24 protein-coding genes and 1 tRNA gene are annotated in these 25,264 nt (G+C 45.7%); 10 read left to right on the top strand and 15 right to left on the bottom strand.

Going from position 1 to position 25,264, the window contains the following annotated elements:
• Positions 1-4: 4 nt before the first annotated feature.
• The 3 genes from CSD97_RS16335 to pyrB are packed head-to-tail and all read right to left on the bottom strand — an operon-like array spanning position 5 to position 2,006.
• Positions 5-571 carry a flavin reductase family protein gene (locus tag CSD97_RS16335; RefSeq protein ID WP_005829084.1) on the bottom strand — a complete coding sequence of 189 codons (567 nt, stop codon included), beginning with the start codon at positions 569-571 and terminating at the stop codon, positions 5-7.
• Positions 568-1,032 carry an aspartate carbamoyltransferase regulatory subunit gene (gene pyrI, locus CSD97_RS16330; RefSeq protein ID WP_005829083.1) on the bottom strand — a complete coding sequence of 155 codons (465 nt, stop codon included), beginning with the start codon at positions 1,030-1,032 and terminating at the stop codon, positions 568-570. The genes CSD97_RS16335 and pyrI overlap by 4 nt, the downstream gene beginning before the upstream one ends.
• Positions 1,033-1,058: 26 nt before the next feature.
• Positions 1,059-2,006 carry an aspartate carbamoyltransferase gene (gene pyrB / locus CSD97_RS16325; RefSeq protein WP_005829081.1) on the bottom strand — a complete coding sequence of 316 codons (948 nt, stop codon included), beginning with the start codon at positions 2,004-2,006 and terminating at the stop codon, positions 1,059-1,061.
• Positions 2,007-2,618: 612 nt separating this feature from the next.
• Here pyrB and CSD97_RS16320 point away from each other — a divergent pair.
• From CSD97_RS16320 to CSD97_RS16300, 5 genes are all read left to right on the top strand, one after another.
• Positions 2,619-4,949, top strand: coding sequence for a transglycosylase domain-containing protein (locus tag CSD97_RS16320; protein WP_057255865.1), 2,331 nt, complete (start codon positions 2,619-2,621; stop codon positions 4,947-4,949).
• Between the two features lie 71 nt (positions 4,950-5,020).
• Positions 5,021-5,386 (top strand): 2-amino-4-hydroxy-6-hydroxymethyldihydropteridine diphosphokinase, encoded by a 366-nt coding sequence (locus tag CSD97_RS16315; protein WP_005829072.1) that lies wholly within the window; start codon positions 5,021-5,023, stop codon positions 5,384-5,386.
• Between the two features lie 82 nt (positions 5,387-5,468).
• Positions 5,469-6,224, top strand: a complete 756-nt coding sequence (kdsB, locus tag CSD97_RS16310; RefSeq protein ID WP_005829071.1) for a 3-deoxy-manno-octulosonate cytidylyltransferase — start codon at positions 5,469-5,471, stop codon at positions 6,222-6,224.
• Positions 6,225-6,236: 12 nt separating this feature from the next.
• Positions 6,237-7,526 (top strand): pitrilysin family protein, encoded by a 1,290-nt coding sequence (locus CSD97_RS16305; protein WP_098032727.1) that lies wholly within the window; start codon positions 6,237-6,239, stop codon positions 7,524-7,526.
• Between the two features lie 74 nt (positions 7,527-7,600).
• The gene (locus tag CSD97_RS16300) at positions 7,601-8,764 is read left to right on the top strand and encodes a phosphatidylinositol-4-phosphate 5-kinase (RefSeq protein ID WP_005829069.1); all 1,164 of its coding nucleotides are present in this window, start codon (positions 7,601-7,603) and stop codon (positions 8,762-8,764) included.
• 92 nt (positions 8,765-8,856) lie between these two features.
• Here CSD97_RS16300 and CSD97_RS16295 read toward each other — a convergent pair whose 3' ends face one another.
• Complete coding sequence (locus tag CSD97_RS16295; RefSeq protein ID WP_005829068.1) at positions 8,857-9,795, bottom strand: ribose-phosphate pyrophosphokinase; 939 nt, start codon at positions 9,793-9,795, stop codon at positions 8,857-8,859.
• Between the two features lie 124 nt (positions 9,796-9,919).
• Here CSD97_RS16295 and CSD97_RS16290 point away from each other — a divergent pair, with 124 nt between their 5' ends.
• From CSD97_RS16290 to CSD97_RS16280, 3 genes are read left to right on the top strand one after another with little or no spacing between them, the layout of a single operon-like run.
• Entirely contained in the window at positions 9,920-14,266 is a 4,347-nt protein-coding gene (locus CSD97_RS16290; protein WP_008663579.1) for a DUF5113 domain-containing protein, read from the top strand.
• Positions 14,267-14,269: 3 nt separating this feature from the next.
• Positions 14,270-14,998 carry a DUF5932 domain-containing protein gene (locus CSD97_RS16285; RefSeq protein ID WP_005829066.1) on the top strand — a complete coding sequence of 243 codons (729 nt, stop codon included), beginning with the start codon at positions 14,270-14,272 and terminating at the stop codon, positions 14,996-14,998.
• Positions 14,991-16,442, top strand: a complete 1,452-nt coding sequence (locus CSD97_RS16280; protein WP_129643452.1) for an AbgT family transporter — start codon at positions 14,991-14,993, stop codon at positions 16,440-16,442. The genes CSD97_RS16285 and CSD97_RS16280 overlap by 8 nt, the downstream gene beginning before the upstream one ends.
• Here the strand turns inward: CSD97_RS16280 and rpiA are convergent.
• On the bottom strand, positions 16,417-17,121 hold the full coding sequence (gene rpiA / locus CSD97_RS16275; protein ID WP_005829061.1) for a ribose 5-phosphate isomerase A: 705 nt from the start codon (positions 17,119-17,121) through the stop codon (positions 16,417-16,419). The two genes, CSD97_RS16280 and rpiA, sit on opposite strands and share 26 nt — an antisense overlap.
• A 288-nt stretch (positions 17,122-17,409) precedes the next feature.
• Between rpiA and CSD97_RS16270 the strand changes: the two genes are divergently transcribed.
• Positions 17,410-17,483: transfer RNA gene (locus CSD97_RS16270), tRNA-Arg, on the top strand.
• Positions 17,484-17,663: 180 nt separating this feature from the next.
• Entirely contained in the window at positions 17,664-18,830 is a 1,167-nt protein-coding gene (locus CSD97_RS16265; RefSeq protein WP_098032726.1) for a site-specific integrase, read from the top strand.
• Between the two features lie 115 nt (positions 18,831-18,945).
• On the opposite strand, the gene CSD97_RS16260 is transcribed toward CSD97_RS16265, so the two are convergent.
• The 10 genes from CSD97_RS16260 to CSD97_RS16210 form a co-directional block, all read right to left on the bottom strand.
• Positions 18,946-19,245, bottom strand: a complete 300-nt coding sequence (locus tag CSD97_RS16260; protein ID WP_098032725.1) for a hypothetical protein — start codon at positions 19,243-19,245, stop codon at positions 18,946-18,948.
• Positions 19,242-19,487 carry a hypothetical protein gene (locus CSD97_RS16255; RefSeq protein WP_005837015.1) on the bottom strand — a complete coding sequence of 82 codons (246 nt, stop codon included), beginning with the start codon at positions 19,485-19,487 and terminating at the stop codon, positions 19,242-19,244. The genes CSD97_RS16260 and CSD97_RS16255 overlap by 4 nt, the downstream gene beginning before the upstream one ends.
• Positions 19,480-19,842 (bottom strand): hypothetical protein, encoded by a 363-nt coding sequence (locus tag CSD97_RS16250; RefSeq protein ID WP_098032724.1) that lies wholly within the window; start codon positions 19,840-19,842, stop codon positions 19,480-19,482. Before CSD97_RS16250 ends, CSD97_RS16255 begins: the two co-directional genes overlap by 8 nt.
• Positions 19,839-20,036 carry a hypothetical protein gene (locus tag CSD97_RS16245; RefSeq protein WP_244284046.1) on the bottom strand — a complete coding sequence of 66 codons (198 nt, stop codon included), beginning with the start codon at positions 20,034-20,036 and terminating at the stop codon, positions 19,839-19,841. Before CSD97_RS16245 ends, CSD97_RS16250 begins: the two co-directional genes overlap by 4 nt.
• 594 nt (positions 20,037-20,630) lie before the next feature.
• The gene (locus CSD97_RS16235; protein WP_159461940.1) at positions 20,631-21,677 is read right to left on the bottom strand and encodes a hypothetical protein; all 1,047 of its coding nucleotides are present in this window, start codon (positions 21,675-21,677) and stop codon (positions 20,631-20,633) included.
• Positions 21,678-21,911: 234 nt separating this feature from the next.
• Positions 21,912-22,340, bottom strand: coding sequence for a DUF5053 domain-containing protein (locus CSD97_RS16230; RefSeq protein WP_035449769.1), 429 nt, complete (start codon positions 22,338-22,340; stop codon positions 21,912-21,914).
• Between the two features lie 38 nt (positions 22,341-22,378).
• Positions 22,379-22,573, bottom strand: a complete 195-nt coding sequence (locus tag CSD97_RS16225; RefSeq protein WP_005837025.1) for a hypothetical protein — start codon at positions 22,571-22,573, stop codon at positions 22,379-22,381.
• 105 nt (positions 22,574-22,678) lie between these two features.
• Positions 22,679-24,454: a hypothetical protein gene (locus CSD97_RS16220; protein ID WP_098032720.1), complete on the bottom strand. Its 1,776-nt coding sequence runs from the start codon at positions 24,452-24,454 to the stop codon at positions 22,679-22,681.
• On the bottom strand, positions 24,451-24,897 hold the full coding sequence (locus tag CSD97_RS16215) for a hypothetical protein (protein WP_244284045.1): 447 nt from the start codon (positions 24,895-24,897) through the stop codon (positions 24,451-24,453). The genes CSD97_RS16220 and CSD97_RS16215 overlap by 4 nt, the downstream gene beginning before the upstream one ends.
• A gap of 147 nt (positions 24,898-25,044) precedes the next feature.
• Positions 25,045-25,264 (bottom strand): ATP-binding protein (locus CSD97_RS16210; protein WP_159461939.1); only part of this gene is annotated, 220 nt, incomplete at its 5' end.

Here is a 25,264-nt window from a genome sequence, read left to right as displayed (position 1 = left end):
ATTATTACTTCTTTTTCTCTACTGACCATCCGAATTTGCCTATCTTTTCTCCCAGCTCATAATATCCACCGTGCACATAGACCAGCGGATTCGTTTCCGCCAGTTCCAGTTTGCCGGTTTCAGGGTTCAGATTACGGGTATCGGCACGTACATTTACCACATCCGCTATAAACATGTCGTGCGAACCGAGAGCCATAATCTCCTTTACCCGGCATTCTATGCAAAGCGGTGATTCCTCAATGAGAGGCGCGCTGACTACGGTGCTTTTCCCCGGTGTCAGATGCATTTCCTCGAATTTGTTGTAGTCCTTTCCGGAGCGTACGCCACACCAGTCCGTGGCCCGTGCCATATCTTTCGTGGTGAGGTTGATGACGAATTCCATATTCCGCTTGATGATGTCGTAGGAGTGGCGTTCGGGGCGTACGGAGATGTAGCACATGGGCGGGTTCGTACAAATCGTCCCCGTCCATGCGATAGTCAGAATGTTATATTCCTCCGGAGTGCTTCCGCAGCTCACCAGTACGGCGGGCAGCGGATAAATCATTGTTCCGGGTTTCCAGTCTTCTTTCATATAATCTCAATATCTTCTCTGGTCTGCTCCTTTTCGCAGTAGTGGCATTTGATGACGCAATTGTCCTTATCCACGACATGAAACAACGTAGGCATAGGCTCATTGTTCGTGATGCACTTCGGGTTGGCGCATTTCACGATTCCGCGCAGCTCTTCGGGCAGGCGGACTTCGCGTTTCTCCACCACTTCGTAGTCGCGGATAATGTTCAGTTTTACATTGGGAGCCACCACGGCGATACGGTTTATCTCTTCGTCGCAGAAGAACTTGTCGGCAATCTTGATGATACCTTTCGTGCCCAGCTTCTTGCTCTTGAGGTTGAAGCCGATAGTGATATTGTTGCTCATGTGTTCCAGTCCGAGCAGGGAGACTACGGTAAACAGTCTCTCGGAGGGTATATGGTCTATTACAGTGCCGTTTTCCAGAGCAGCAACCTGCAATTCTTGTTTCTTTTCGCTTAACATCTTGAAATATTTGTTATTAGACGATTCTACTGAATTACTCCTTTACTCTTTTTCACCTCATCCAGCGTGATGCCCAGTACATCGCACAGAATAGCTTCACGGGCATACAGTCCGTTTTGTGCCTGCTGGAAATAGTATGCCTTGGGATTGTCGTCCACATCATAGGCTATTTCGTTGACACGGGGCAACGGATGCAGGATGCGCAGGTTGGGACGGGTATGTTCCAGCATCTTGTTGCGCAGGATGTAGACATTCTTCACCCGCTCGTACTCCATAAGGTCGGTGAAGCGCTCGCGCTGCACACGGGTCATGTAGAGGATGTCGGCATCAGCAATGATTTCTTCCGTAAAGTCCGTATGTTCCACGTACTTGATGTTGTGCTCGCGGCAGTAAATTTTGTATTCTTCGGGCATCCGCAACTCGTCGGGAGCGATGAAGTGGAAAGTGGGGTTGAAGTGGCGCATGGCCATCAGCAGGGAGTGGACGGTACGGCCATACTTCAAGTCGCCGACCAGGAAGATATTCAGATTCTCCAGCGTGCCTTGCGTCTTGTAGATGGAGTAGAGGTCGAGCATGGTTTGTGAGGGATGCTGGTTGGCACCGTCTCCGGCATTCACAATAGGCACGGTGGTGACTTCACTGGCATAGCGTGCGGCCCCTTCGAGGTGGTGGCGCATCACGATGATGTCGGCATAGTTGCTCACCATCTTGATGGTGTCTTTCAGCGTCTCGCCCTTGGATGAGCTGGTGGCTTTGGGGTCACTGAACCCGATGACACGTGCTCCAAGCCGGTTGGCGGCAGTCTCGAAACTGAGGCGTGTACGGGTGGAAGGCTCGAAAAATAAGGTGGCAACTACTTTCCCGTCCAATATATGCCGGTTGGGATGGGCTTCAAACTCTTTCGCCATCTCAAGCATATAGAGGATTTTTTCCCGGCTATGCTCGGCAATGGTGACTAAACTTCTGTTTTCCATATCGTTGAATTCATTTATACTTTTCGAGAGTGTAAAGTTACGGAAAATATGCGGGCTACGGAAATATGCGGGGAAGTTTTTTGCGAAATATGGGCTGTTTTTTTAACCGTGTGGCTTGTTGTCCGGAATGCCACACTTCATCATCCGGAATGCCACACTTCGACAAAGTAAATGCCGCATTTCGCGAATGTTCAAGTGTGGCATTTGCCTTAGTCAAGTGCGGCGTTTGCCTTGTCGAAGTGTGGCATTCCGGACAGTGAAGTGTGGTATCTCTTTACGCCGTCGCCGTCGTTCTTTTTAACGACAACGTCGTTTTTTTCTCTTCTCTTATTATCTTAATCTCCTCTTACGCGCGCGAGGGCAAGTTTTTATTGTTCCAATCTGTATTATAGCTCATTACGATGTATTTTTCCTTTCCGATTTTTTCTTCAAGTTTTCTAATTGTTTTGCAATCGTTTTGCATTTCACTGAGAGTTTCCATTAAAATAAACGGGCGTTTTTTTTGTGGATGCCGGAAATCTTATCCTGAAAAAGATATAAAAAGCATAGGCACATCCAATATATTTCCGTACCTTTGCCCTATTATTGAACTTTGATTTTAGCAACTGAAACATGATAAGGAAAGTCGTCAAAATCCTATGGATTTTCATCGCACTGATTTCGCTGGTGTGTGTCTTTATATTCTTTTCCATAGCCAAGGGCTGGATAGGCTATATGCCTCCGGTGGAAGACCTGGAAAATCCGAATTACAAATTTGCCACAGAAGTCTTTTCCGAGGACGGAAAAGTGTTGGGTACTTATTCCTATAGTAAGGAAAATCGCGTGTTTGTGGGATACAATGATTTGTCGCCCAATATCATCAACGCCTTGATAGCTACGGAAGATGTACGTTTTGCCGAACATTCGGGCATTGATGCCTACGCCCTGACGCGTGCCATAGTGAAGCGCGGTATCCTGATGCAGAAGAATGCCGGCGGTGGCAGTACCATCACCCAGCAGCTTTCCAAGCAGCTTTATTCCCCCAGTGCCGACAATGTGATGGAACGTCTGTTCCAGAAGCCTATCGAATGGGTGATTGCCGTAAAGCTGGAACGTTACTATACAAAAGAGGAAATCCTCACCATGTATCTCAACAAGTTCGATTTCCTGAACAATGCGGTAGGCATCAAGACTGCTGCCTTTACCTACTTCGGTTGCGAACCGAAAGATTTGAAGATTGAGGAAGCGGCTACGTTGGTGGGCATGTGCAAGAATCCGTCTCTCTATAATCCGGTGCGCTACAATGAACGTTCCCGCGGACGGCGCAATGTGGTGCTCGACCAGATGCGGAAAGCGGGATATATTACGGAAGCCGAGCGCGACTCCCTCCAGGCGTTGCCTCTGAAACTGAAGTACAACCGTGTGGACCACAAGGAAGGGTTGGCCACTTATTTCCGCGAATACCTGCGCGGCGTGCTCACCGCCAAGAAGCCCGACAAGGCCAACTACCGCGGTTGGCAGATGCAGAAATACTACGAGGATTCACTCGACTGGGAGAACAACCCGCTCTTTGGATGGTGCGAAAAGAACACCAAGAAAGACGGTACCAAATACAACCTCTACACCGACGGGCTGAAAATCTATACCACGCTCGACTCGCGTATGCAGCAGTATGCCGAGGATGCCGTGACAGAGCATCTGAAGGAACTGCAAGGTTACTTCTTCAAGGAAAAGAAAGGGGCCAAGAAAGCTCCCTACACCTTCCGTCTGACCCAGGAGCAGGTGGACGAGATTCTGGGACGTGCCATGAGGTTGTCCGACCGCTACCGCATTATGAAGAAAGCCGGAGCCACCGAAGCTGAAATAAAGAAAGCCTTCGATACCCCGGAGGAGATGTCCGTATTCAGTTGGGAAGGGGAGAAAGACACCATTATGACCCCGATGGATTCCATCCGTTACTACAAGTTCTTCCTTCGTGCCGGTTTCATGTCCATGGACCCGCGCAGCGGACATGTCAAGGCATACGTAGGCGGACCGAACTACCATTACTTCCAGTACGATATGGCCATGGTGGGACGCCGCCAGGTAGGTTCTACCATCAAGCCTTTCCTTTATACATTGGCTATGGAGAACGGTTTTTCTCCCTGCGACGAAGTGCGCCACGTGGAATACACGCTGATTGATGAAAACGGAAAACCGTGGACGCCGCGTAATGCCAACAAAAAGCTGATTGGTGACATGGTGACCGTGAAGTGGGGGCTGGCAAACTCGGACAACTGGATTACGGCCTATCTCATGAGCAAGCTGAACCCCTATAATCTGAAACGTCTTATACATACTTTCGGTGTCCGCAACCGTGATATAGTACCTTCCGTTTCACTCTGTCTGGGCCCGTGCGAGATTTCCGTCGGCGAGATGGTAAGTGCCTATACCGCATTCCCCAACAAGGGTATCCGGGTAGCTCCGCTGTTCGTGACCCGCATCGAGGACAATGATGGAAACGTGCTGGCGACCTTTGCTCCCGAAATGCAGGAAGTCATCAGTGTATCCAGCGCTTACAAGATGCTGGTCATGCTGCGTGCCGTTGTCAACGAAGGTACCGGAGGCCGTGTGCGCCGTCTAGGTGTGAAAGCCGACATGGGCGGCAAGACCGGAACGACGAACTACAATGCCGACGGCTGGTTTATGGGCTTCACGCCTTCGCTTGTGTCCGGTTGCTGGGTGGGCGGTGAGGACCGCGACATCCACTTCGATACGATGCTTCACGGACAAGGTGCTTCCATGGCATTGCCTATCTGGACCAAATACATGGTGAAAGTGCTCGGTGACAAATCTCTGGGATATGATGAAAATGAAACATTCCAGTTGCCCGAAGGCTATGACCCGTGCAAGGATGATGTGAATCTGGAAGGAGACACCCATATAGAAGAACCGATAGAGGGACTCGACGAACTGTTTAATTAGTTGAAAGGTGAAAATTGAAAGTGGAAAGGTAAACTTTCAATTTTCACCTTTTCCCCTTTCACCTTAAAAAAATGGATTATACGATTAGTATTGGGAGCAACGAGCAGCGGAGGGAGAACATGGAACTGGCTCGCAGACGCTTGACGGAACTTTTTTCGGGAATACGTTTCTCGGAAGAGGAGGAGACGGTACCTTTGTTCTTTCACCGTCCGAATCTGTTCTCCAATCAGGTGGCATGCTTTGCTTCCGATAATCCGGTAGAGGAAGTCACCGCCTGCCTGAAAGCCATCGAACGGGAAGCCGGAAGGAAGCCCGAGGAGAAGGAGCAGGAAATTGTACGGCTGGATATAGACTTGTTGTCTTGTGACGGGACTGTCTATAAGCCAAAAGATTTGAAACGTGATTATATCCTGCGAGGATTGAAACAACTGTTATAATTAATAAAGAATATAAGGAGATGGGTCGATAGTATATGAACACTTTCGGACACACTCTCATTTTAAAAAACGAAGATTGAAAATGAAATTTTTAGGAATCATACCTGCCCGTTACGCATCTACGCGTTTTCCAGCCAAACCATTGGCGGTGTTAGGTGGAAAAACCGTGATACAGCGAGTATACGAGCAAGTGGCAGGAATCTTGGACGATGCATACGTGGCTACGGACGATGAGCGTATTGAAGCCGCAGTAAAAGCATTCGGAGGAAAGGTGGTAATGACTTCCACCGAACATAAAAGCGGCACCGACCGCTGTCAGGAAGCTTGTACAAAAATAGGAGGACAGTTTGATGTCGTGGTGAATATCCAGGGGGATGAGCCTTTCATCCAGCCTTCGCAGTTACAAGCCGTCAAAGCATGTTTCGACGATCCGGCCACCCAGATAGCCACTCTGGTGAAACCCTTTACGGTAGATAATGGTTTTGAGGCACTGGAAAATGTGAACTCTCCGAAGGTTGTGCTCAACAAAAACAGGAATGCCCTCTATTTTAGCCGTTCCATCATTCCCTACCAGCGCAATGCGGCGAAGGAAGACTGGCTGGAGAACCATACGTATTATAAGCATATCGGCCTTTATGCCTATCGCGTAGAGGTACTGAAAGAGATAACCGCCCTTCCGCAGTCATCCCTCGAGATTGCCGAATCATTGGAACAGCTTCGTTGGTTGGAAAACGGATACACTATCAAAGCAGGTATCACGGATGTAGAAACTATCGGCATAGATACTCCTCAAGATTTGGAACGGGCAGAAGAATTTCTTAAAAGCCATGGGCTGTAAACTAGAAAGCCCATGCTGAACCGAAGTGACCAACCCCGGATTCTTGAACCGGAACAACTGGTGGTGCAAAGGCCGGAACGTATCAAGTTGCCTAATGGCGTGCCATTGAGTGTGCTCAATGCCGGTGACAATGAAGTGACACGTATCGATCTCCTCATGGCAGGCGGCCGATGGCAACAGAAACAGCCCTTGCAGGCGTTGTTTACGAACCGCATGCTTCGCGAGGGAACCCGACGCTACGATGCCGCCCAGATAGCGGAAAAGCTGGACTATTACGGAGCCTGGCTGGAATTGTCCAGTGCATCCGAGTATGCCTATGTCACCCTTTATTCTCTGAATAAATACCTTCCCCAAACGCTTGACATATTGGAGTCTATCGTCAAAGAGTCGGTATTTCCTGAGAAAGAGCTGGGAGTGATTGTAGACAACAATATCCAGCAGTTTCTTGTCAACTCTTCCAAGGTGGACTTTCTGGCGCACCGCGGATTGGTGAAGGCTCTGTACGGCGGGCAGCATCCCGGTGGACGTCTGGTGCAGGAAGAGGATTATCGGCGCATCACTCCTGCGGTGCTACGCGAGTTTTATGACCGTTACTATCATTCCAATAATTGCAGCATCTATCTCTCGGGTAAGGTAACCGGTGATTGCATCCACAGGATAGAGTCCTTGTTTGGCTGCGAGGCTTTCGGTACGGATTTCCGCAAACCGGAGAAGACTGAATTCCATCCGGTTACCACCTCCGGAAAACGTATCTTCATCGAACGTCCGGACGCCCTGCAAAGTGCCGTCCGTATGGGCATGCTTTCCCTGGACCGTAATCATCCGGACTACTTGAAGGCCCGCGTACTGGTCACACTGTTCGGGGGTTATTTTGGCAGTCGCCTGATGTCCAATATCCGGGAAGATAAAGGATACACATACGGTATCTCCGCAGCCATCATGCCCTATCCGGGGCAGGGAGTGTTGGCGGTCAGTGCCGAAGCCGCCAACGAATTTGTGGAGCCTCTTATCGGTGAGGTTTATCATGAAATAGACCGCCTTCAGAACGAGCTGGCTTCCGATGGAGAGCTTTCCATGGTGAAGAACTATATGTTGGGAGACATGTGCCGTAGTTATGAATCTGCATTCTCGTTGGCAGATGCCTGGATTTTTGTGCAGGTATCGGGCTTGCAGGATACCTACTTTGCCGAAGCACTGGATGCTGTCAAGGAGGTTACTCCACAAGAAATCCGTGAACTTGCAGGGCGGCATTTATGCAAAGAGAAATTAAAAGAAATAGTGTGCGGCAAAAAAATGTCATAAAAAGCGGGAGTTATCGCATCATTTTACCGGATAAATCCTACCTTTGTCAATTATCAACTATCAATTATCAATTAATGAAATATCTATATACTGCACTCATTCTGGCTTTCTTATGCCAAGGTGGAGCCACTGCCCAGGAAAAAAAAAGCGGCTTTTTCGATAAAGTGAAAAGTACATTCTCTTCGGAGATAAAGATAGGTACCTATACGTTCAAAGATAACGGGGCCGTCTATACCGGTGAAATAAAAGGCCGCAAGCCCAATGGAAAGGGGAAGACCGTTTTCAAGAACGGCGACGTCTACGAGGGTGAGTATGTGAAGGGCAAGCGTGAAGGCTACGGTACATATATGTTTCCCGACGGTGAAAAGTATGAGGGGCAATGGTTTCAAGACCAGCAGCATGGCAGGGGTATCTACTATTTTATGAATAACAACCGTTATGACGGCATGTGGTTTCAGGATTACCAGCACGGTAAAGGAACCATGTACTATTACAATGGTGATATTTATGAGGGCGACTGGGTGAATGATAAACGCGAAGGCCAAGGAACGTATACCTGGAAGAACGGTTCCAAGTATGTAGGCTCGTGGAAGAATGACAAGAAAGACGGCAAAGGAACACTGACCTGGAATGACGGTTCCAAATATGACGGGGAGTGGAAAAATGATGTCCGGGACGGTAAAGGAACTTTTGAATATGCCAACGGCGACAAATATGTAGGTGACTGGAAGGACGACATGCAGCATGGCAAAGGTATTTACTTTTTCCATACCGGCGACCGTTACGAAGGTTCTTATGTTCAAGGTGAACGTACCGGAGAGGGCATTTATTACCATGCCAGCGGCAACAAGTATGTGGGCAGCTTCAAGGATGGAAAGCAGGAAGGCCACGGCACATTTACGTGGGCAAGCGGCGCCGTTTACGAAGGTAATTGGAAAGATAACCAACGTGACGGATACGGTACTTACAAATGGAATGTAGGTGACTCTTACGAAGGTGAATGGAAAGACAATAAGTTCAACGGCCAAGGTACCCTGATTCAGACCGATGGAACCAAATATAAAGGCGGTTTTGTGAACGGTATGGAAGAAGGTAGCGGTATCCAGGAGGACAAGAACGGAAACCGTTATGAAGGCTTCTTCAAACAAGGCAAGAAACACGGTCCGTTTGTAGAAACAGACAAGAACGGAAAGGTGATACGAAAAGGAACCTACAAGATGGGAAGGCTGGAGAATTAGAATTAAAAATTAGAAATTAAAAATTAAAGGCTGCGCAATGTTCACTTCAGAACCGCGCAGCCTTTAATTTTTAATTTCTAACCGCTCCGCGGTTAGATAATGTATTGTGAACTGATTGATTCATTGTTCATCACCCGCTTGATGGTTTCGGCGAACATATCGGCAATGCTCAACTGTTTAACCTTGTCACATTTTTTAGAGTAGGGGATACTATCAGTAAATACCATTTCCGTTAGTGCGGATTCTTGTACACGGAAAGAAGCAGGGTCGGACATTACGCAGTGGCTGGCAATGGCACGGACAGATTTGGCTCCTGCTTCCAGCATGATGTTGGCAGCCTTGGTAATGGTTCCTGCTGTATCTACAATATCGTCTACCAATACTACATTCTTGTCTTTTACATCACCGATGATTTGCATGGTGGCAACCACGTTTGCTTTTTCGCGTGTCTTGTTGCACAATACCAGGGGTACACCGAGGTATTTGGAGAATGTGCTGGCGCGTTTTGAACCGCCGACATCCGGGGTGGCGATTACCAAGTCTTCCAGTTTCAAGGATTCAATATAGGGGAGGAATACTGCTGATGCATACAAATGATCCACCGGAATATTGAAGAAACCTTGAATCTGGTCTGCATGAAGGTCCATCGTAATCAGACGGTCGATACCTGCAACAGAGAGCAGGTCGGCCACCAGCTTGGCGCCGATGGAAACACGGGGTTTGTCTTTTCTGTCCTGACGTGCCCAACCGAAGTAAGGGATAACGGCTACAACGCTTTTTGCCGATGCTCTTTTAGCAGCATCAACCATCAGCAGAAGTTCCATCAAGTTGTCAGAATTAGGGAAGGTTGATTGAACCAGGAATACATGCGAGCCACGGATAGATTCCTCATAAGAGACTGCAAACTCACCATCTGCAAAATGGGTGATGTTCATCTTTCCCAGAGGGCAATCAAGGCTAGCGCAGATTTTCTCTGCAAGGTATCTCGAATTTGTTCCGGAGAATACCATAAAGGGTGCTTTTTCGCTCATTTGTGTAATAGATGTTACCTATTTGTTAATTTGCATGCAAAGGTAGGAATTTCCCGTTACATAAAACAAGAGTTATTGTATAAAAATTATTTTTCTTTCCCGGATTTATTCGTAGCTTTGCTTTATGAAACGACTTTCTTTTATATGGTTTGCGGGGTTGTTGTGCCTTTGTACAACAATGGTTTCGTGTGTGGGAACGGCACCCATGAAGGAAGTACGCCTTATCGACTCTCTAAACCAGGTGGCTTATGCTTTTCGTTATAAAAACCTGGATTCATCCTGCCATGCGGCATCAAGGGCCTACCGTGAAGTCAGCCTCTATAAACAAGGAAAAGCGGAAGCATCCAATAATCTGGGCTTTTGTGCTTTTATGCGCATGGATTTTGAGCAGGCCGAAAAGTTTCATATGGATGTCTATAATCTGACCAAGAATGAACTGGAACTCCTTATTGCCGACATCGGTTTGATGAAGATTTATCAGCGGACGGCGTTGAACAAGGAGTTCTACGATTATCGCAATAGTGCCTTGCACCGTATGAAAAGAATAGCGGAGGATGACAATCTGTTTGTGGACCAACACGAGCAAATGCGTTTGAATTATGCCCGTTCGGAATTTTATATTGTATCTGCTGTGTATTATTATTATTTGCAACAGCGTCCGGAAGCTGTAGCCTCTATTAATGAAGTTACTAAAAAACAAGAGTTGCTGGCAGATACCAATCAGCTGTTGTATTATCACTACATCAAAGGTTCTGCTGCCTTATGCGAGGGTGAGACACCGGATGAGCGAAGACTGAGAGAATTTGATGAGCTCTATACCGCATGGCAGTTGGCTTCGCGCAAGGGCTATCTTTACTTTGAGGGCAATGGAGTGCAGGGACTTGCCAACTTGATGGCTTCACCGGATAATTACGCATTTTTTCAAGACCGCCGCTCCCATGCCTTGACACGTTTTGGAGTACCGGTAGATTCGCTGCTTCCCATGCGTCTGGGGCAGTTGGCATTGCAAAAATTCAGCCAATACAAGGATTTGTATCAGATAGCAGGTGCATATGTATCTATCGGCAAATACCTGAATGCCCACAGTCACTATACAGAAGCTCTTGACACGCTAAAACTTGCTCTGGAATGTGTAAATGACCATCACCGCCTTTTCTATGACTGCCACGATAGTTTGGACTGGCTGAAAGCATTTGACCGTCGAGATACGATTTGTGCGGAGAAGGCATGGATGGAGCAGAAACTGAAAACCGTGCCCGAGTGGATTTCACGTATTCGTGAACAGTTGAGCGTTTCGTATGCAGGACTCGGGATGAAAGAAAAATCAGACTATAACCGCAATATTTACCTGGATATCCTTGAAGATACACGCCAGGATAAAGAGCTGGAAAGCCGCTATCAAGCATTGGAAAAGGAGGCGGGGCAGCTCAACGTCGTGTTGTCACTGGTCATTGTGGGCTTCGTGCTTGTATCCCTCTTTTTCTGGTTTTTCAACAAGCGTTCCAAAGACCGGAACAGAGTGCATCTCCGCCGTCTGCAGCTGATGCTGGATATCTGTCAGAAGATAACGGCATCCATTCCGGCAGATGCACAGACTGAGGAGGAAATCATCGACTCTATCCGGACGGCTGTCTGCCCGGAATTGGAAAAGCTGTTTGGAGTGAAGGACATCCGCATAGACAACGGGCAATTAGTGTTCCCGCGTCGGATGAGCAAGGATGAGCAGGCGATGGTACGGGTGATAACCCCCTATATCCAATGGGCAATCGACAACGGCATGACGTCCATCTCCCTTGGGGATGAGCGCCGCAGACTGGAAAAGCAACGCTACATTTACGAGCAGCACATCGCGGGGAACAAACGGCAAAATCTGATAAAGAAAGCATGTATGGCTATTGTCAACGGGATTCATCCGTACATAGACCGTATCATCAACGAAGTGCAGAAACTGACTCAAAAAGGATTCATCAAAGAGGAACGGATAAAGGAGGAGAAATACCAGTATATCGACGAGTTGGTTACTACCATCAACGAATACAATGATATTCTTGCCCTTTGGATAAAGATGAAGCAAGGAAGCCTTAGCCTGAACATAGAGACGTTCGAATTGAATGAACTTTTCGAGCTGCTCAGGAAAGGAAGCCGTACATTCGAGATGAAGAGACAGTCGTTGGAGGTGCAGCCTACGGATATCCGGGTGAAGGCAGACAAAGCCCTTACATTGTTTATGATAAATACACTGGCAGAGAATGCCCGTAAATATACCCCTCAGGGCGGTATGGTGAAAGTATATGCACGGCAGGAGGAGGATTACGTGGAAATCTCGGTAGAGGATAATGGTTGTGGATTGTCACCGGAAGATGTAGCTCGCATCGTGGGAGAAAAAGTATATGACTCAAAAGCCATCGGTATGAGTGACGCTCCCGACAAGGAGGAATTGAGGAAGAACAAAGGAAGTGGCTTTGGACTGATGAACTGTAAGGGCATCATTGAAAAATATCGCAAGACGAATGATTTGTTCAAGGTCTGTCTGTTCAATGTGGAGAGCGGGCTGGGAAAAGGCAGCCGTTTTTATTTCCGTCTGCCTGCCGGTATCCGTAAGTCTGTGTCGGTGTTGCTCGTCGTGTTGTTTTTGTGCATGTCATCCTGCCGGCATGCTGTGGAACAGACTGCTTCCGGAGAGGTGTTGCCGGATTCTTTGGCACTGCTTGCACAGAATGAATACGAAGCTTTGCTGGACGAAGCCTCCGATTATGCCAATGAAGCTTATTACTGCAATGTGGACGGAGAATACGAACTGGCTTTACAATACATAGATTCGGCAATGTATTGCCTGAACGAACATTACAAGCAATACGCCCATCCTATACATCGCTATATGACGCTGACCGGAGACGGGACGCCTGCGGAACTGGATTGGTGGAACCAGATGTTCAATTCGGATTTCCATGTAATTCTGGATATCAGGAATGAAGCGGCAGTCTCATTTCTTGCATTGAAGCAATGGGATGACTATAGTTATAATAATGCTGCCTACACCACCTTGTACAAACTGTTGGGAGAAGACCAATCCTTGGAAGAATATTGCCGGCAGCTGGAGCGTTCCACCAACAACAAGATGGTGGGCATTTTGCTGGCGGTGATTTTGCTGTTCGTATTGCTGTTGGGATATTACATACTCTACTTCCGTAAACGTCTGGTGAACCGCTGGAATCTGGAGCAAGTACTGGAAATTAATGGAAAGGTGTTCAATGCCTCCTTGTTGCCGGTTTCGGATACGGAGGAAATGTTGCAGCGTGAGGAGGATACATTGAAGGAAATCCCGCGGCAGATTGTAGGTTCCGCTTTTGATGCAGTGAACGAACTTTTGAGTATCGACCGGTTAAGCATAGCTGTATACAACGAGACTACACATAAGCTGGAATACACTTCCAATCCAGTGGAAGATACCGCCGTGGACGAGTTGCCTATCTGGAGGAAATATATGGAGAATTGCTTTGAGCAGCAAGAGTACATATCGGAAAAGGGTATACAAACATTGCCGCTTGTTGTGGATGCGGGAAATATGTGTCGTTGCATAGGTGTGCTGTGTCTGGAACGCAGGGAAGGTACGGAGCAGGAGACCGACCATTTGCTTTTGGAACTGATAGCCCGTTATGTCTCCATTGTAATCTTCAATGCAGTGGTTAAGTTGGCTACGAAATACCGGGACATCGAAGTGGCTCAAGATGAAGCCCGGCGAGCTTCCTGGGAAGACAGTTTGCTGCATGTACAGAACATGGTGCTGGATAATTGTCTCTCGACCATCAAGCATGAAACGATTTATTATCCGAACAAGATAAAGCAGCTGATAGGGAAACTGCGGTCCGGCAAACAGACAGAAGCGGAGGAGCGGGAAACGGTGGTTGCCATCAGCGAATTGATAGAGTATTACAAAGGTATCTTTACGACACTCAGTTCATGCGCTTCCCGCCAGTTGGAAGAGGTGACTTTCAGGCGTGCGACAATATCTGTGCCGGAACTTATGGCTACTGCCGGGAAATATTTCCGCAAAGTGTATAAGGGAAACAAGGCGCATATTGATTTTAAGATACAACTGTTGGAAGGACGGATTACCGGTGACTGGAACCAGTTGCGTTTCCTGCTTGAAAACCTGATAGACGAGGCTTGCTCCGTAACTCTGGATGGAGCTGTCTGTCTGTCGGCCCGGGAAGATGGGGAATTTATACGTTTTCTGTTTACAGATATGCGCAGGGAAAAGACCCGTGAAGAATTGAACCAATTGTTCTATCCCGACTTGTCCCGCATGACGGCCGGTGAGAAAGGAGAACTGTATGGTACGGAATATCTGGTGTGCAAGCAGATTATCCGCGACCATGACGAGTTTGCCGGACGCCGGGGATGCCGTATCAATGCCGAACCGGGAAAGGAAGGAGGTTTTACAATATATTTTACGCTACCGAAAAAATGAAATATGGAAGACAAAAAATTTAAAGTAATCATCGTTGAAGATGTCAAGTTGGAGCTGAAAGGGACGGAAGAGATTTTCCGCCATGAAATTCCCAATGCGGAGGTAATAGGTACTGCTATGACTGAGCAGGAGTTCTGGACATTGATTGAAGCCGGCGTACCGGATCTTGTTCTGCTGGACTTGGGATTGGGAGGTTCGACCACAATCGGGGTGGACATCTGCCGGAATATCTTCAAGCGTTATCCGGGAGTACATGTGCTGATATTCACGGGAGAAATATTGAATGAGAAGTTATGGGTGGACGTACTTGAAGCCGGTGCCGACGGCATTATCCTGAAAACCGGAGAGTTGCTGACCAAAACCGATGTGCAGGCAGTGATGGACGGCAAGAAGCTGGTCTTTAACTATCCGATACTGGAGAAGATAGTGGAACGCTTCAAGAAATCTGTCCTGAATGATGCAAAACGTCAGGAAGCAATCATAAGCTATGATATTGATGAGTATGACGAGCGTTTCCTCCGTCATTTGGCACTGGGCTATACCAAAGAAATGATTGCCAATCTTAGGGGAATGCCTTTTGGAGTCAAGTCGCTGGAGAAACGGCAGAATGACTTGGTCGGCCGTCTTTTCCCGCCTAGTGAACGGGTGGGGGTGAATGCCACTCGTCTGGTGGTGCGTGCATTGGAACTTCGAATCTTGAATATAGACAATCTGGAAGCCGACGATGAGTAAACTCCGAATGCCACATCCCGCTACGATGTTCTTCCTGCTGACGCTGGCAGTCATCCTCCTTTCATGGATATTCGATGTCTATGGTCTGAGCGTGCTGCAACCGCAGACTGGAGAAGAAATACGGGTGCAGAGCCTGCTGAGTCCGGAGGGCATACGCTGGCTGCTGCGCCATGTCATAACCAATTTTACGGGATTCGCTCCGTTAGGGCTGGTGATTGTGGCTATGTTCGGAATAGGGGTGGCACAGCATTCGGGTTTCATCGATGCATGTATTCGCAGGGGGGTACGACGTCCACGTGATCCTTGGCGCATTATTCTGCTGGTCATTGTCTTAGGACTGTTGTCCAATATAGTGGGAGATGCAGGATATATCATTCTGTTGCCGATAGCTGCAACTTTGTTCCAGTCCGTCGGTCTGCACCCCATTGGAGGTATAATTACAGCTTATGTTTCAGTCTCTTGTGGCTATAGCGCTAATGTGTTTTTGAGTACATTAGACCCCATGATTGCCTCTGTAACGCAAGAAGCGGCTGATAGGATGAATATTGCTCCGGGGCAGACTGGACCGCTGTGCAATTATTATTTTCTCTTTGTTTCCACGTTCCTGCTTGCATTCATCATTTATCATATTACCCGCAGGAGCTTGTTGCCGCACTTGGGAATGTATGCAGGGGATATTCATTTTAATGGCTACAAACAACTGTCCCGCAAGGAACGGAGAGCTATGTTGGGAGCTGTATTTGCAGGCTTGCTGTATATTGCCATTATTCTGTGGGCTACATTCTCTTCATGGGGGATATTGCGGAGTGTCAATGGTGGGTTGATTCGTTCTCCGTTTATAGTTGGTATTCTGTTTTTGCTTTCGTTTGGAATAGGTTTGATGGGGATGGTCTATGGTTTTGCCTCCGGCCGATACCGTACGGACGGTGATGTGATAGAAGGACTTACGCAGCCGATGAAACTGCTGGGCGTTTATTTTGTGATAGCTTTCTTTGCCTCACAGATGTTTGCTTGTTTTGAATATTCCCACTTGGACAAGTGCATTGCCATTTTAGGCGCTAATCTGCTGTCCTCCGCCTCTTTGAGTAGTTTATGGATATTGATTCTCTTCATTCTTTTTACGGCGCTGGTCAATCTCTTTATGGTATCTGCCACAGCTAAATGGGCTTTTATGTCTTTCATTTTTGTTCCGGTATTGGCAAGTATGGGCATTTCGCCGGATATGACCCAATGTGCGTTCCGTATAGGTGACAGTGCAACAAATGCCATAACACCTTTTATGTTCTACATGCCACTTGTCTTGACCTATATGCAGCAATATGATAGGCAATCCACTTATGGTTCACTACTGAAGTATACTTGGAGATATTCTTTAGTCATTCTATTGGCATGGACTGCCTTATTTGTACTTTGGTACATCAGCGGTTTGCCATTAGGACTGTAATGTCATAACCAATGAACAGCCCGCTTTCGATAACCCCGGTAATGGCTTTCAGTTTCTGTTCCAAATCAGGAACAATGTTGCTGAGATGAATGTCAAGAATGAAATTACCGCTTTCGGTAAATACCGGACCGTCTTTTCCTTCTGCAAGACGTAGGCTGATTTTTGAAGCTCCCAATAAGCGTATCTCGTTTTCCACATGGGAGAGAGCATGTGGAAATACTTCCACCGGTATGGGGTATTTGCTCCCCAGTTTGCTGACAAGCTTGCTCTCATCGACAATGATGTAAGTCTTACCACTGCTTTTAATTAGGAGCTTCTCCTTAAACATGGCTCCACCACGTCCTTTGATGAGGTTATTATGCGGATCCACTTCGTCTGCACCGTCGAATGTCCAATCCGGACGCTTATTCCACAGAGTAGTTTGCGGCAGGCCAAGCTGTATACATGTCATCGAAATTTCGGCAGATGCCGGAATGATTTCTATATGCAAAGATTCTTGTTTAACTCGTTGAGCTAATGCAAACAAAGTGAGATAAACGGTAGAGCCGGAGCCTGCTCCTATGACATCACCGTCTTTGGCCAGTCCGGCAATCTCCTGGGCTACCAATTCCTTACTCGCCTTATTGCTGATTTTATTTGACCATTGCAATTCTTGTATCAACTGATTTTCCCATTCCATCTCTTTAAAATTTAGTTGTTATTACTCTTTCATTCATTTTCGGGTCAATGCTACTTTTCCTACTTGAATATTCCTCCATATTTTTACTTTTTATAATTAGTAACATTGATAATTTGCAAAATGTTTTAATACATCTGTATATAAATACCGTGTATCTTGTTTGTAAAGGTAACTAATCATTACTTTTTATGTAGCAAATGAGCCTTTTATACATAGGTAACGAAAAAAGGTGATACAAAAATTTGCAATATTCGTAAAAAAGCGTACCTTTGCACCGCAATTAAGGCTGGTTCCGTAGCTCAGCTGGATAGAGCAACGCCCTTCTAAGGCGTGGGTCTTGCGTTCGAATCGCAACGGAATCACAACGATAAGGCAAGTAGTCGATAAAAAGGCTGCTTGCCTTTCGTCGTTTAGCTGGGTATCAACGATTTACTACCTTGCCAATTTCGACAGAATTTGTGCAAAAAGTAGGTAACATAGCAGAAACACAGCTTTCCGTAGTTCCACTTTTCCGGTGGGTAGAAATAATTTAGAAAACAAAAATGAGTACGGTAAGAGTCATCCAGAACAAGCAGAGATTGACCAAAGAGGGCAATGCTCCGCTATATATAACCTTTTATCTCGGTAAGGAAAAGTTAATGCTTCCTTGCAAAGTGTCTGTGCCTGCTGCTAAATTTGACGAGAAAAGCGGACTTCTCAAAGGAAACAGTAAGGAAGCAAAGGATATAAATCTTATTGTGAGTAACCTGAAAGCACGTGTCAACGATATATTGGTGAAGTTCCGGCTGAGGAACCAGGCTTTGACAAAAGATATTTTCATGCGGGAGTATAACAATCCAAGTGATTATAAGACTTTCCATGATTTCGTGAAGGAGCATATGAAAACCTACAGCCGGCGAATAGAGATGGGAACGTTCAAGCATCATCTGAGCTGTATGAAAAAGTTCAAGGCATATAATGAACTGTTACAGTTCCGGGACCTTACTCCGGATTATCTGACTGACTACCTGATTTACATGAAAAAGGAGCTTGGAAATACGGAGATAACCGCACAACGTAATATGTCCACCATCAAGATATATGTCACTGCAGCCTACAGAAAGGGTTATATAGAAGAAAATCCTTTCCAGGAATTCCATATCAAAAGAATAAAAAGCGATGTGGACTATCTGACAGAAGAGGAGCTGATGCAGTTTGTGCAATTATACTATCAAAGAACATTGCCGGAAAAGCTTCAGCTGACCTTGGCCTTCTTCCTTTTCATGTGTTTCACGAGCATGCACATTACGGATGCACGTATGTTCTGTATCGAGCAGGTAAACAATGATGTGCTGACTTACTACCGTGTGAAGAACCGGAACTGTAAACCGGAACCGATAAAGATTCCGATGCCGGTACCTGCGGAAAAACTTCTGGAAGAATGGGCAGAGGGTAGGGAAGAAGGACGTCTGTTCAGGAACGTTCAATGTGACCAGGTCGTTAACCGACAGTTGAAGGCCATTGCCAAAGAACTGGGGATTAACAAAAAAATATCGGCCAAGACAGGAAGACATACGTTTGCAACTATTTATCTCCGGAAAACAAAAGACTTATCCAGCCTGCAAAAATTGCTTGGACATAGCAATATCCGGGAAACGATGATTTATGCGCACGTCATGGATGAGAGCAAGCGGGAAGGCATGCAATGTTTCAATAGCTTCACCCTATAATAAGGGCCAAAAGCCGTACAATCGTGCGGATGATTCATAACGTTTTATTTATCAAATAAATGCGGCTGCACCGATTTGTACAAGTTCGTACAAAATGAGGTGCAGCCGCACGAATTTATGCTCTCTCGTACATCACCCAGTAGGGTTGTCCTGCCAAATATTCTACATGGTACCCGGCATCAGCCAGTTGTTTGGCCAGCGCCATCGGAGCGACATCGACAATGTTCGACAGCTCATATACCAGTTCAGCGGTGGTCTTGTAAGATTTCTGTGAAGTGGTACCGATGGGTGAATAGTTCTGGCCGATGAAGTTTGCTATGGCTTTCTGCCGCTCGGCTTGTTGCTTCTCCAATTCGTCTCGTTTGTCCGGTTCTTCGTCGTTTTGATAAGAACGGAATCCTATAGGCTTTTTCATTGGGCACCTCCTTTCTGATTAGGGATAAGGCCTAAAAATTCGGTACGGGCATTATGTAATGTTGCTAAAACATCCAAAAATGTTTTTGAATTGTCATAGAAATAACCACTGTATTCAAGAAGAAAGCCGATACTATCATCCAACAATTCTGCAAGAGATGCTGCTCGATTATTTTGCAATTTCAATAAGCAATTAGATATGGAATCGTTGAGTACAATTCCATTAACGGTAGTATTATCCATTCTCACCTCCTTTCTGTTCCAGCATATTCGCCTTCTCACTGAATTGATAAATGGAACGTACCTTGCAAATATCGAGAAAGAATACCGTGTCCGGGCATCCACCACTTATGACATGTGCCTCGATGCGTATAGTACAGTCACGTCCCAAAGGAGTAGCAGTACATTTCATACGTTTCATCTTGGGGTGTTCGGCATTGATGCGGTTAACCACATCGCCTATTTCATGCTTGAGTGCATCCAGGGAAAGTTCATCCTTGATAAGAACGTTTTTATACTTCTCTACATAATCAATAACCTTTTTCCATGCCCGGTTCTTTGGGGAATAGGTCTGCAGATGGTAAACAAAGAACATCATGCTTTGCCTCCTTTCTCATTAAAGGTGATGTTGACTGTCCCACCATTGACATAGATGGAAATGGATTTGTCGCTACGTGCTGCACGGATACGTTTACGTCCGGCGCACAGTTCAATACCCAACTGGGCAAACAGTTCTTGAACCTTCTCTGCGGATACATAGCGTCCGCGAGCGCTTTGAGGTTGTTTTTTCATTTTGGAGATCAATTAAAATGAAACAATATGGTTAATGGATGACGGGAAAGCAGACTTTCAATACCCAAAAAATAAGAAAACATGCTTCAAAAAAGAAAGTTCCGCTTTCCCGTTGATCTCCACCTGAAACAGGCAGTGGGTGCATTAACACTCCACACGGGGGTCGGAACTATATAGATAACCGATGGGCATAAAAAATGCCAACGGCAATCGGTTGGCGAACTACTCGTCGCCTGTTTCAAATGGAGATCACTGCAAATATAGAGGTTGTTTTTGGAATGACAAAAGAAAAGCGGAGATTTTTTGTTTCTCCAGTATCTCTATTGGGCTTTTAACATACCTACATATCGGAGATATTTATTTTTGCCTTATATTTGTCGGCATAATCATAATCTGTATGTTCGATTGTCTGAGAAATATATTAGCATTTGCAAGTACATTTCTTGTAATAAGTACCAGTACAATGCTGCTGATACAAGGAATTGTATGTTTCGTTACATGGGATTGGACATACAAAAAAAACACCGATTATAGAATTATCATAATCGGTATTTTGGTTGCTTTATTGCTTATTCCCTTCTACTACTTGCCGGTTCAATAATTACGCCTACCTTCGTTTTTGGCATTTAAGATTTCAATTATTGGTTGCATATCTTCAGGAGTCTTTATTTGTAGAGAGTCCATTGCTCGTGCAGCTGCTCTTACTAATTCTCTATCAGCTTTCCTATCGAGATAATCATTGATTATTCCACCGATACCGTTAGTATAGATGTCCAGTCCATCCTTTTTATTGAATTTAACTCCTCCGCCAGTTAGTATTGTGGTGAATAGACCGAAAAGCAATAGTTTCCCAATTCCTTTAGTCGATAATCGTAACCATCCTGGAGATTCCATTTGAACTTTCATGTTCAAAGGAGCTTCTGAGGAAATATTGTAATTTTGACAAAAATCGTCAATTAACAATGAAACAGCTTTTAAATCGCAAAAGTCATCCAAAGATACTTCTTTTTGAGTCCGAATTTTTAGAACTAAATTCATAACATCTTCTTTGACATAACAATCGTGAATTACACTGTCTATATAAGAAGCGTAATTACTTACATCGGATAAAATATGCCTGGAAGTAAACATTAATTGTAGGGCAGGAGGAAGAGTTGCTCTTCTACCAAAATATTTCCATTTAATATGCCTTCTTTTTTTGAAATCACAATGATGCTCATCATCAATTATGGGTGTGTTTTCCTCATACATATTTCCATCAATAATACCAATTGCAACATGACTGGCGCCTGACGATGGAATAATAACAACGTCACCTTGTCGTATATCACGAGCAAATCGTAGAATTTGAGCAACGGGATAACCGGAGTTTCTTATATCAGGATAACGGTGATGAAACATTGCTTTCAAAACTTCTTTGGCTGCATTATCTGTTTCTGGTAAGTGTTGTAAATCTCCTAATGATATATTATTGTACCCAACGGCGATGTAATTTCCTCTTATAAATTCTCCGTAATAAGCACCTCCCATGGTACGTACCATCCAATATTTCTGTTCTTCATTCAGATTTTTTAAATCACCTACTAAATCTTCAAAATTGAAATACTCCATTTGACTAGAAAAATAGAGCTTACTCTTCACAACGGGGCATGTTGCTACAAAGTAAACTCTATTAATCGCGATTTATACCTTTTACAATTAAATCCGTATGCCCCACGTCTTTATTGTAGTTATTTCTTGATTGCAAAAGTAAGATAAGTCATTGATAAAACAAAAGAAAAGTGGAGATTTCTAACAACCTATATTTCATAGAACCAATATATAGAAAACAAAAAAGGCTTCCAACCCGTGGAAGCCCCTCTGTCATTAAAAACCTTACGGCCTCGCGATAGACCGAGAAGTATCTTTCATTATGTCGCCAAGCTCGGATAGAGCTAAAGATAGGGTATTCAGTTCATCAGCGGTGAAGTTGGCTGGTTTGCCGTTTACCGCACTTCCGTTAATCCGTTGATATAGCCATTGGCGTGTTCTGCCAAAATAGTGCTGGGCAATATACGACATAGAAGCGAAAGGCAATACTTTTTCTAAGGTCTGCCTGATTTCTACTGTTTTCACAATGGCTTGGGCTTCATTGATTGATTGCCTGGCACCATCTTGGAACGCCTGCACAAACGCTTTTTTATCTTCCGGTGAAAGCGTCTGCAGAAAAGCCCTGAAACGTTTTTTATGGTCGGCCAATTCCTCCGGAGTATTGCATTTTACATATTCCGACTTCCATTTTCCCAATTCTTTCTGTACGTCCATAAGCCTAAAAATTATATGTTAGAGAAAAAGTAGCCCCCTCAAGGAGGGCTACCGTTTTCATTCAGCTTGTCTTGTGCATCATTCAAGTCATCGAGACAATCATTGATGCCTTCCTCAAGCTCCTCATCGGAAATCCAATCAGTATTCTGAATGTCATCCCAATAGAGGGAAAAGAAGCTGAGGTCTTTTTTCGCAGCTTCAATCCGAGCCTTTAGCTCTTCTTCTTCAGTCATAAAAAGATCGCGATTCTTAATGACAGTGCAAATATAATAACCTTTTGGTAATTACGCAAGGGAAAAAGGAGTTATTTTTGAAAGGCAGATGTCTTTTTAACATTATTATTCTATCCGGTAAAAAGTTCCCTTCAGTACCTTGCTTAATCCATCAACATCTATTTCCGTCTCAATCTTCTCGCACAAATACTGCTTGTTGCCTATAAGAAACACCTTATTCACATCTGGCAGCTTATTGGCTTGGAACTGGATTGTGTAAGGGATATTGGAGTGAAACAGACTGAGTGTCGACAACCGATGTCCGACACTGTCCGGACAAACATCGTTCAAGCTTAGGGAATACGGAAGGAAGTCCGTGAGCTGTGCTCCGGTCTTCTGCTGGTAGTCCGTAAAAGGATAGGCATAATCATAGGCATGTGTCTGACCGCTGTAAGTTACGTTCTGCCGGTTGAACTTACCGGTATTGACAGCCACTTCCATGTGCCCGTTTTTTTCCTGCTTCTCCTTCAGCTCCACGTCACCGTTTATGGCTTCCTGGACATTGAAGCGCTCCTGCTTGGCAACAGTAGCCTGGTAGCCCACCGCGGGTATGTTCAATACCATGGAGGTGTACGGACGGGACAAATCGTAATCAGCTACAGAGCCATACACACCGACATTGAACTGAATAATTTTAGCCGGGACGATTCCGAGTGAGGTCTCTACATCGGACGATTCCGGGTCACGGATTAAATCCGCATACAAATTGACTTCACGCAGCGTATTCTTATCATTTTCATTGTAGTTGATATAATACCGTTTACCAACAATAAAGATTGTACTTTTCTTGTCACTGTCACCCATTCCGTTGTATGCGGCCAGCATTGCATCGTAAGAATCATATTCTTGTTTGTATGCAGCTTCTATGATGTCCCTTTCAATCCGCAGATAGCCGTCATCCGTATGGGAAGGTAGATTGTAGCCCACATTGCCAGTGCTCAAGTCTTTCTCATTCTTTTCATCTTCAATATCCACAGTGAACTCCCGTAGCAGGGAGGATGCAGGAATAATCTCCTTTCCGGATTCTGTAAAATAATCGTTAAGCCCTACGAGACTCACCACTTTGGTGCGTTCGTTGACCACTGTAACCGCACAAAGGAATTTCTCCAGTTCATCAAAGAATTCGGAAACAGTCCAGTGCGGCAATGCGGCGGCCACCCGGTTGCTGCTTACCGCGCTGCATACATAAACGTTCCGCAAGAAATTGTTATCAAAGAAGGAGGTATCGAACGTATAGCCAAAATACTCCACTATTCTCTTGATGACTGTCAAAAGGTATGGTTGTACACATCGACGGCCATAATAGGGGCAAAGGGTAAAATTGTTCGTGCCGAACTCATAGATTGCATCGTTCTGAAGGTTCTCCCATTTGGCTTCCTGATAGAACACCGGCAACCATACAGCTTCAATGTCGTCCACCGAACCGTAGTAGTTCACCATATTGGCAGGTGGCTGGAAACGGTTCTGATTGTTGTTCGGCCAACTGATTGTACCTAAATCAAGTTCGTCAATATACAGATCATCATTCGTCAGCAGATTAAATTCCGCATTACCCGATACGAGCTGTACCTTAACCAGTGCATCTTCTACTGAGAGTAAAACCGCACTGCCGTAAAGCAGGCATCTGGCGTCAACGATGAGTGTGGCCGGAAGGATAGTCTTTTTTTTTGTCACATCCAGTCTGTTCACGTGCTTGAATATGGCATGATTAGCAGGCATGGGGAGTTCTATGTCCAAGGAGTAATTGGAACTGCGGGTGAAATACGGATTCTCGGAGGTGAACGTGATGTTGAACCCTTCAGGAAGGGCGGTCAATTGCCCGTCAATGTATAATTCTGTCATTGCTTGTTGCGTGATTTATTGTTGTTCAACTTCTGATACTCTTTCTGAGCCTGGTTGATACCCCGTTTGCCGGTAACATAAGTTTCCGCTACCAGCGGATCATCCAGCCTGTTTTTAAGCTTCCGCAATACGCGGGTACATTCTATCAGCATCGCCACCATAGCCGGATCATTGGCCGTCGTTGTGGCGCTGGCAGCGGGTGCTTTGGCTGGTACGGTACGTGTACTCTTTCCGGAACCTGTCACAGCCGCTATGTCTTCAGCTGTCAGATTACCAACATTACCGCTACGCTGTGCCACGTCAATGGCGTCGAATATCGGTCGCAGATTCGGGTTGGCGACAGCGAAACGGTTGGCGACGAACTCGTTGGAATGTACGATGCCTTGTGGCTGATCCCAGTCACCGGGACTGGTATAGCCACCAGTGTAGAAGTTGCCGACCATCCCTTTTACTACAGCAAAAGCCGCTTTGATGGCAGCTGGAAAATCCAGTGTAAGCTGCCCCCTAAAACCAAGCGATTCTGCCCCCTTAAAACATTCAACAATGCCCCCTTAAAAAGTCTTGACCGATGGGGTTATTATTATTTTAGTTTATTTCCCTCTGTATGCAGCCATTTTACGGACACTTTCTCCTGTCAGCTCAATCCGGTGCGCCGTATGTATAATACGATCCATAATGGCATCTGCTACTGTAGGGTCTCCGATTGCATCATACCAATTGTCCGTTGGCAGTTGCGAGGTGATGATGATGGACTTGCGCCCATGTCGGTCCTCTATTATATCGAGCAGGATGGGTCGTTCCTTGGCATCA

The organism is Bacteroides sp. AR29 (assembly GCF_900217715.1).
GTDB lineage: Bacteria > Bacteroidota > Bacteroidia > Bacteroidales > Bacteroidaceae > Bacteroides > Bacteroides uniformis.
This window is presented reverse-complemented; position numbering and strand designations above follow the sequence as displayed.

Coding starts and splice junctions, on each gene's coding strand:
- CSD97_RS16335 (WP_005829084.1), bottom strand. CDS start 571: ATGAAAGAAGACTGGAAACCCGGAACAATGATTTATCCGCTGCCCGCC.
- pyrI (WP_005829083.1), bottom strand. CDS start 1,032: ATGTTAAGCGAAAAGAAACAAGAATTGCAGGTTGCTGCTCTGGAAAAC.
- pyrB (WP_005829081.1), bottom strand. CDS start 2,006: ATGGAAAACAGAAGTTTAGTCACCATTGCCGAGCATAGCCGGGAAAAA.
- CSD97_RS16320 (WP_057255865.1), top strand. CDS start 2,619: ATGATAAGGAAAGTCGTCAAAATCCTATGGATTTTCATCGCACTGATT.
- CSD97_RS16315 (WP_005829072.1), top strand. CDS start 5,021: ATGGATTATACGATTAGTATTGGGAGCAACGAGCAGCGGAGGGAGAAC.
- kdsB (WP_005829071.1), top strand. CDS start 5,469: ATGAAATTTTTAGGAATCATACCTGCCCGTTACGCATCTACGCGTTTT.
- CSD97_RS16305 (WP_098032727.1), top strand. CDS start 6,237: ATGCTGAACCGAAGTGACCAACCCCGGATTCTTGAACCGGAACAACTG.
- CSD97_RS16300 (WP_005829069.1), top strand. CDS start 7,601: ATGAAATATCTATATACTGCACTCATTCTGGCTTTCTTATGCCAAGGT.
- CSD97_RS16295 (WP_005829068.1), bottom strand. CDS start 9,795: ATGAGCGAAAAAGCACCCTTTATGGTATTCTCCGGAACAAATTCGAGA.
- CSD97_RS16290 (WP_008663579.1), top strand. CDS start 9,920: ATGAAACGACTTTCTTTTATATGGTTTGCGGGGTTGTTGTGCCTTTGT.
- CSD97_RS16285 (WP_005829066.1), top strand. CDS start 14,270: ATGGAAGACAAAAAATTTAAAGTAATCATCGTTGAAGATGTCAAGTTG.
- CSD97_RS16280 (WP_129643452.1), top strand. CDS start 14,991: ATGAGTAAACTCCGAATGCCACATCCCGCTACGATGTTCTTCCTGCTG.
- rpiA (WP_005829061.1), bottom strand. CDS start 17,121: ATGGAATGGGAAAATCAGTTGATACAAGAATTGCAATGGTCAAATAAA.
- CSD97_RS16265 (WP_098032726.1), top strand. CDS start 17,664: ATGAGTACGGTAAGAGTCATCCAGAACAAGCAGAGATTGACCAAAGAG.
- CSD97_RS16260 (WP_098032725.1), bottom strand. CDS start 19,245: ATGAAAAAGCCTATAGGATTCCGTTCTTATCAAAACGACGAAGAACCG.
- CSD97_RS16255 (WP_005837015.1), bottom strand. CDS start 19,487: ATGGATAATACTACCGTTAATGGAATTGTACTCAACGATTCCATATCT.
- CSD97_RS16250 (WP_098032724.1), bottom strand. CDS start 19,842: ATGATGTTCTTTGTTTACCATCTGCAGACCTATTCCCCAAAGAACCGG.
- CSD97_RS16245 (WP_244284046.1), bottom strand. CDS start 20,036: ATGAAAAAACAACCTCAAAGCGCTCGCGGACGCTATGTATCCGCAGAG.
- CSD97_RS16230 (WP_035449769.1), bottom strand. CDS start 22,340: ATGGACGTACAGAAAGAATTGGGAAAATGGAAGTCGGAATATGTAAAA.
- CSD97_RS16225 (WP_005837025.1), bottom strand. CDS start 22,573: ATGACTGAAGAAGAAGAGCTAAAGGCTCGGATTGAAGCTGCGAAAAAA.
- CSD97_RS16220 (WP_098032720.1), bottom strand. CDS start 24,454: ATGACAGAATTATACATTGACGGGCAATTGACCGCCCTTCCTGAAGGG.
- CSD97_RS16215 (WP_244284045.1), bottom strand. CDS start 24,897: ATGGTCGGCAACTTCTACACTGGTGGCTATACCAGTCCCGGTGACTGG.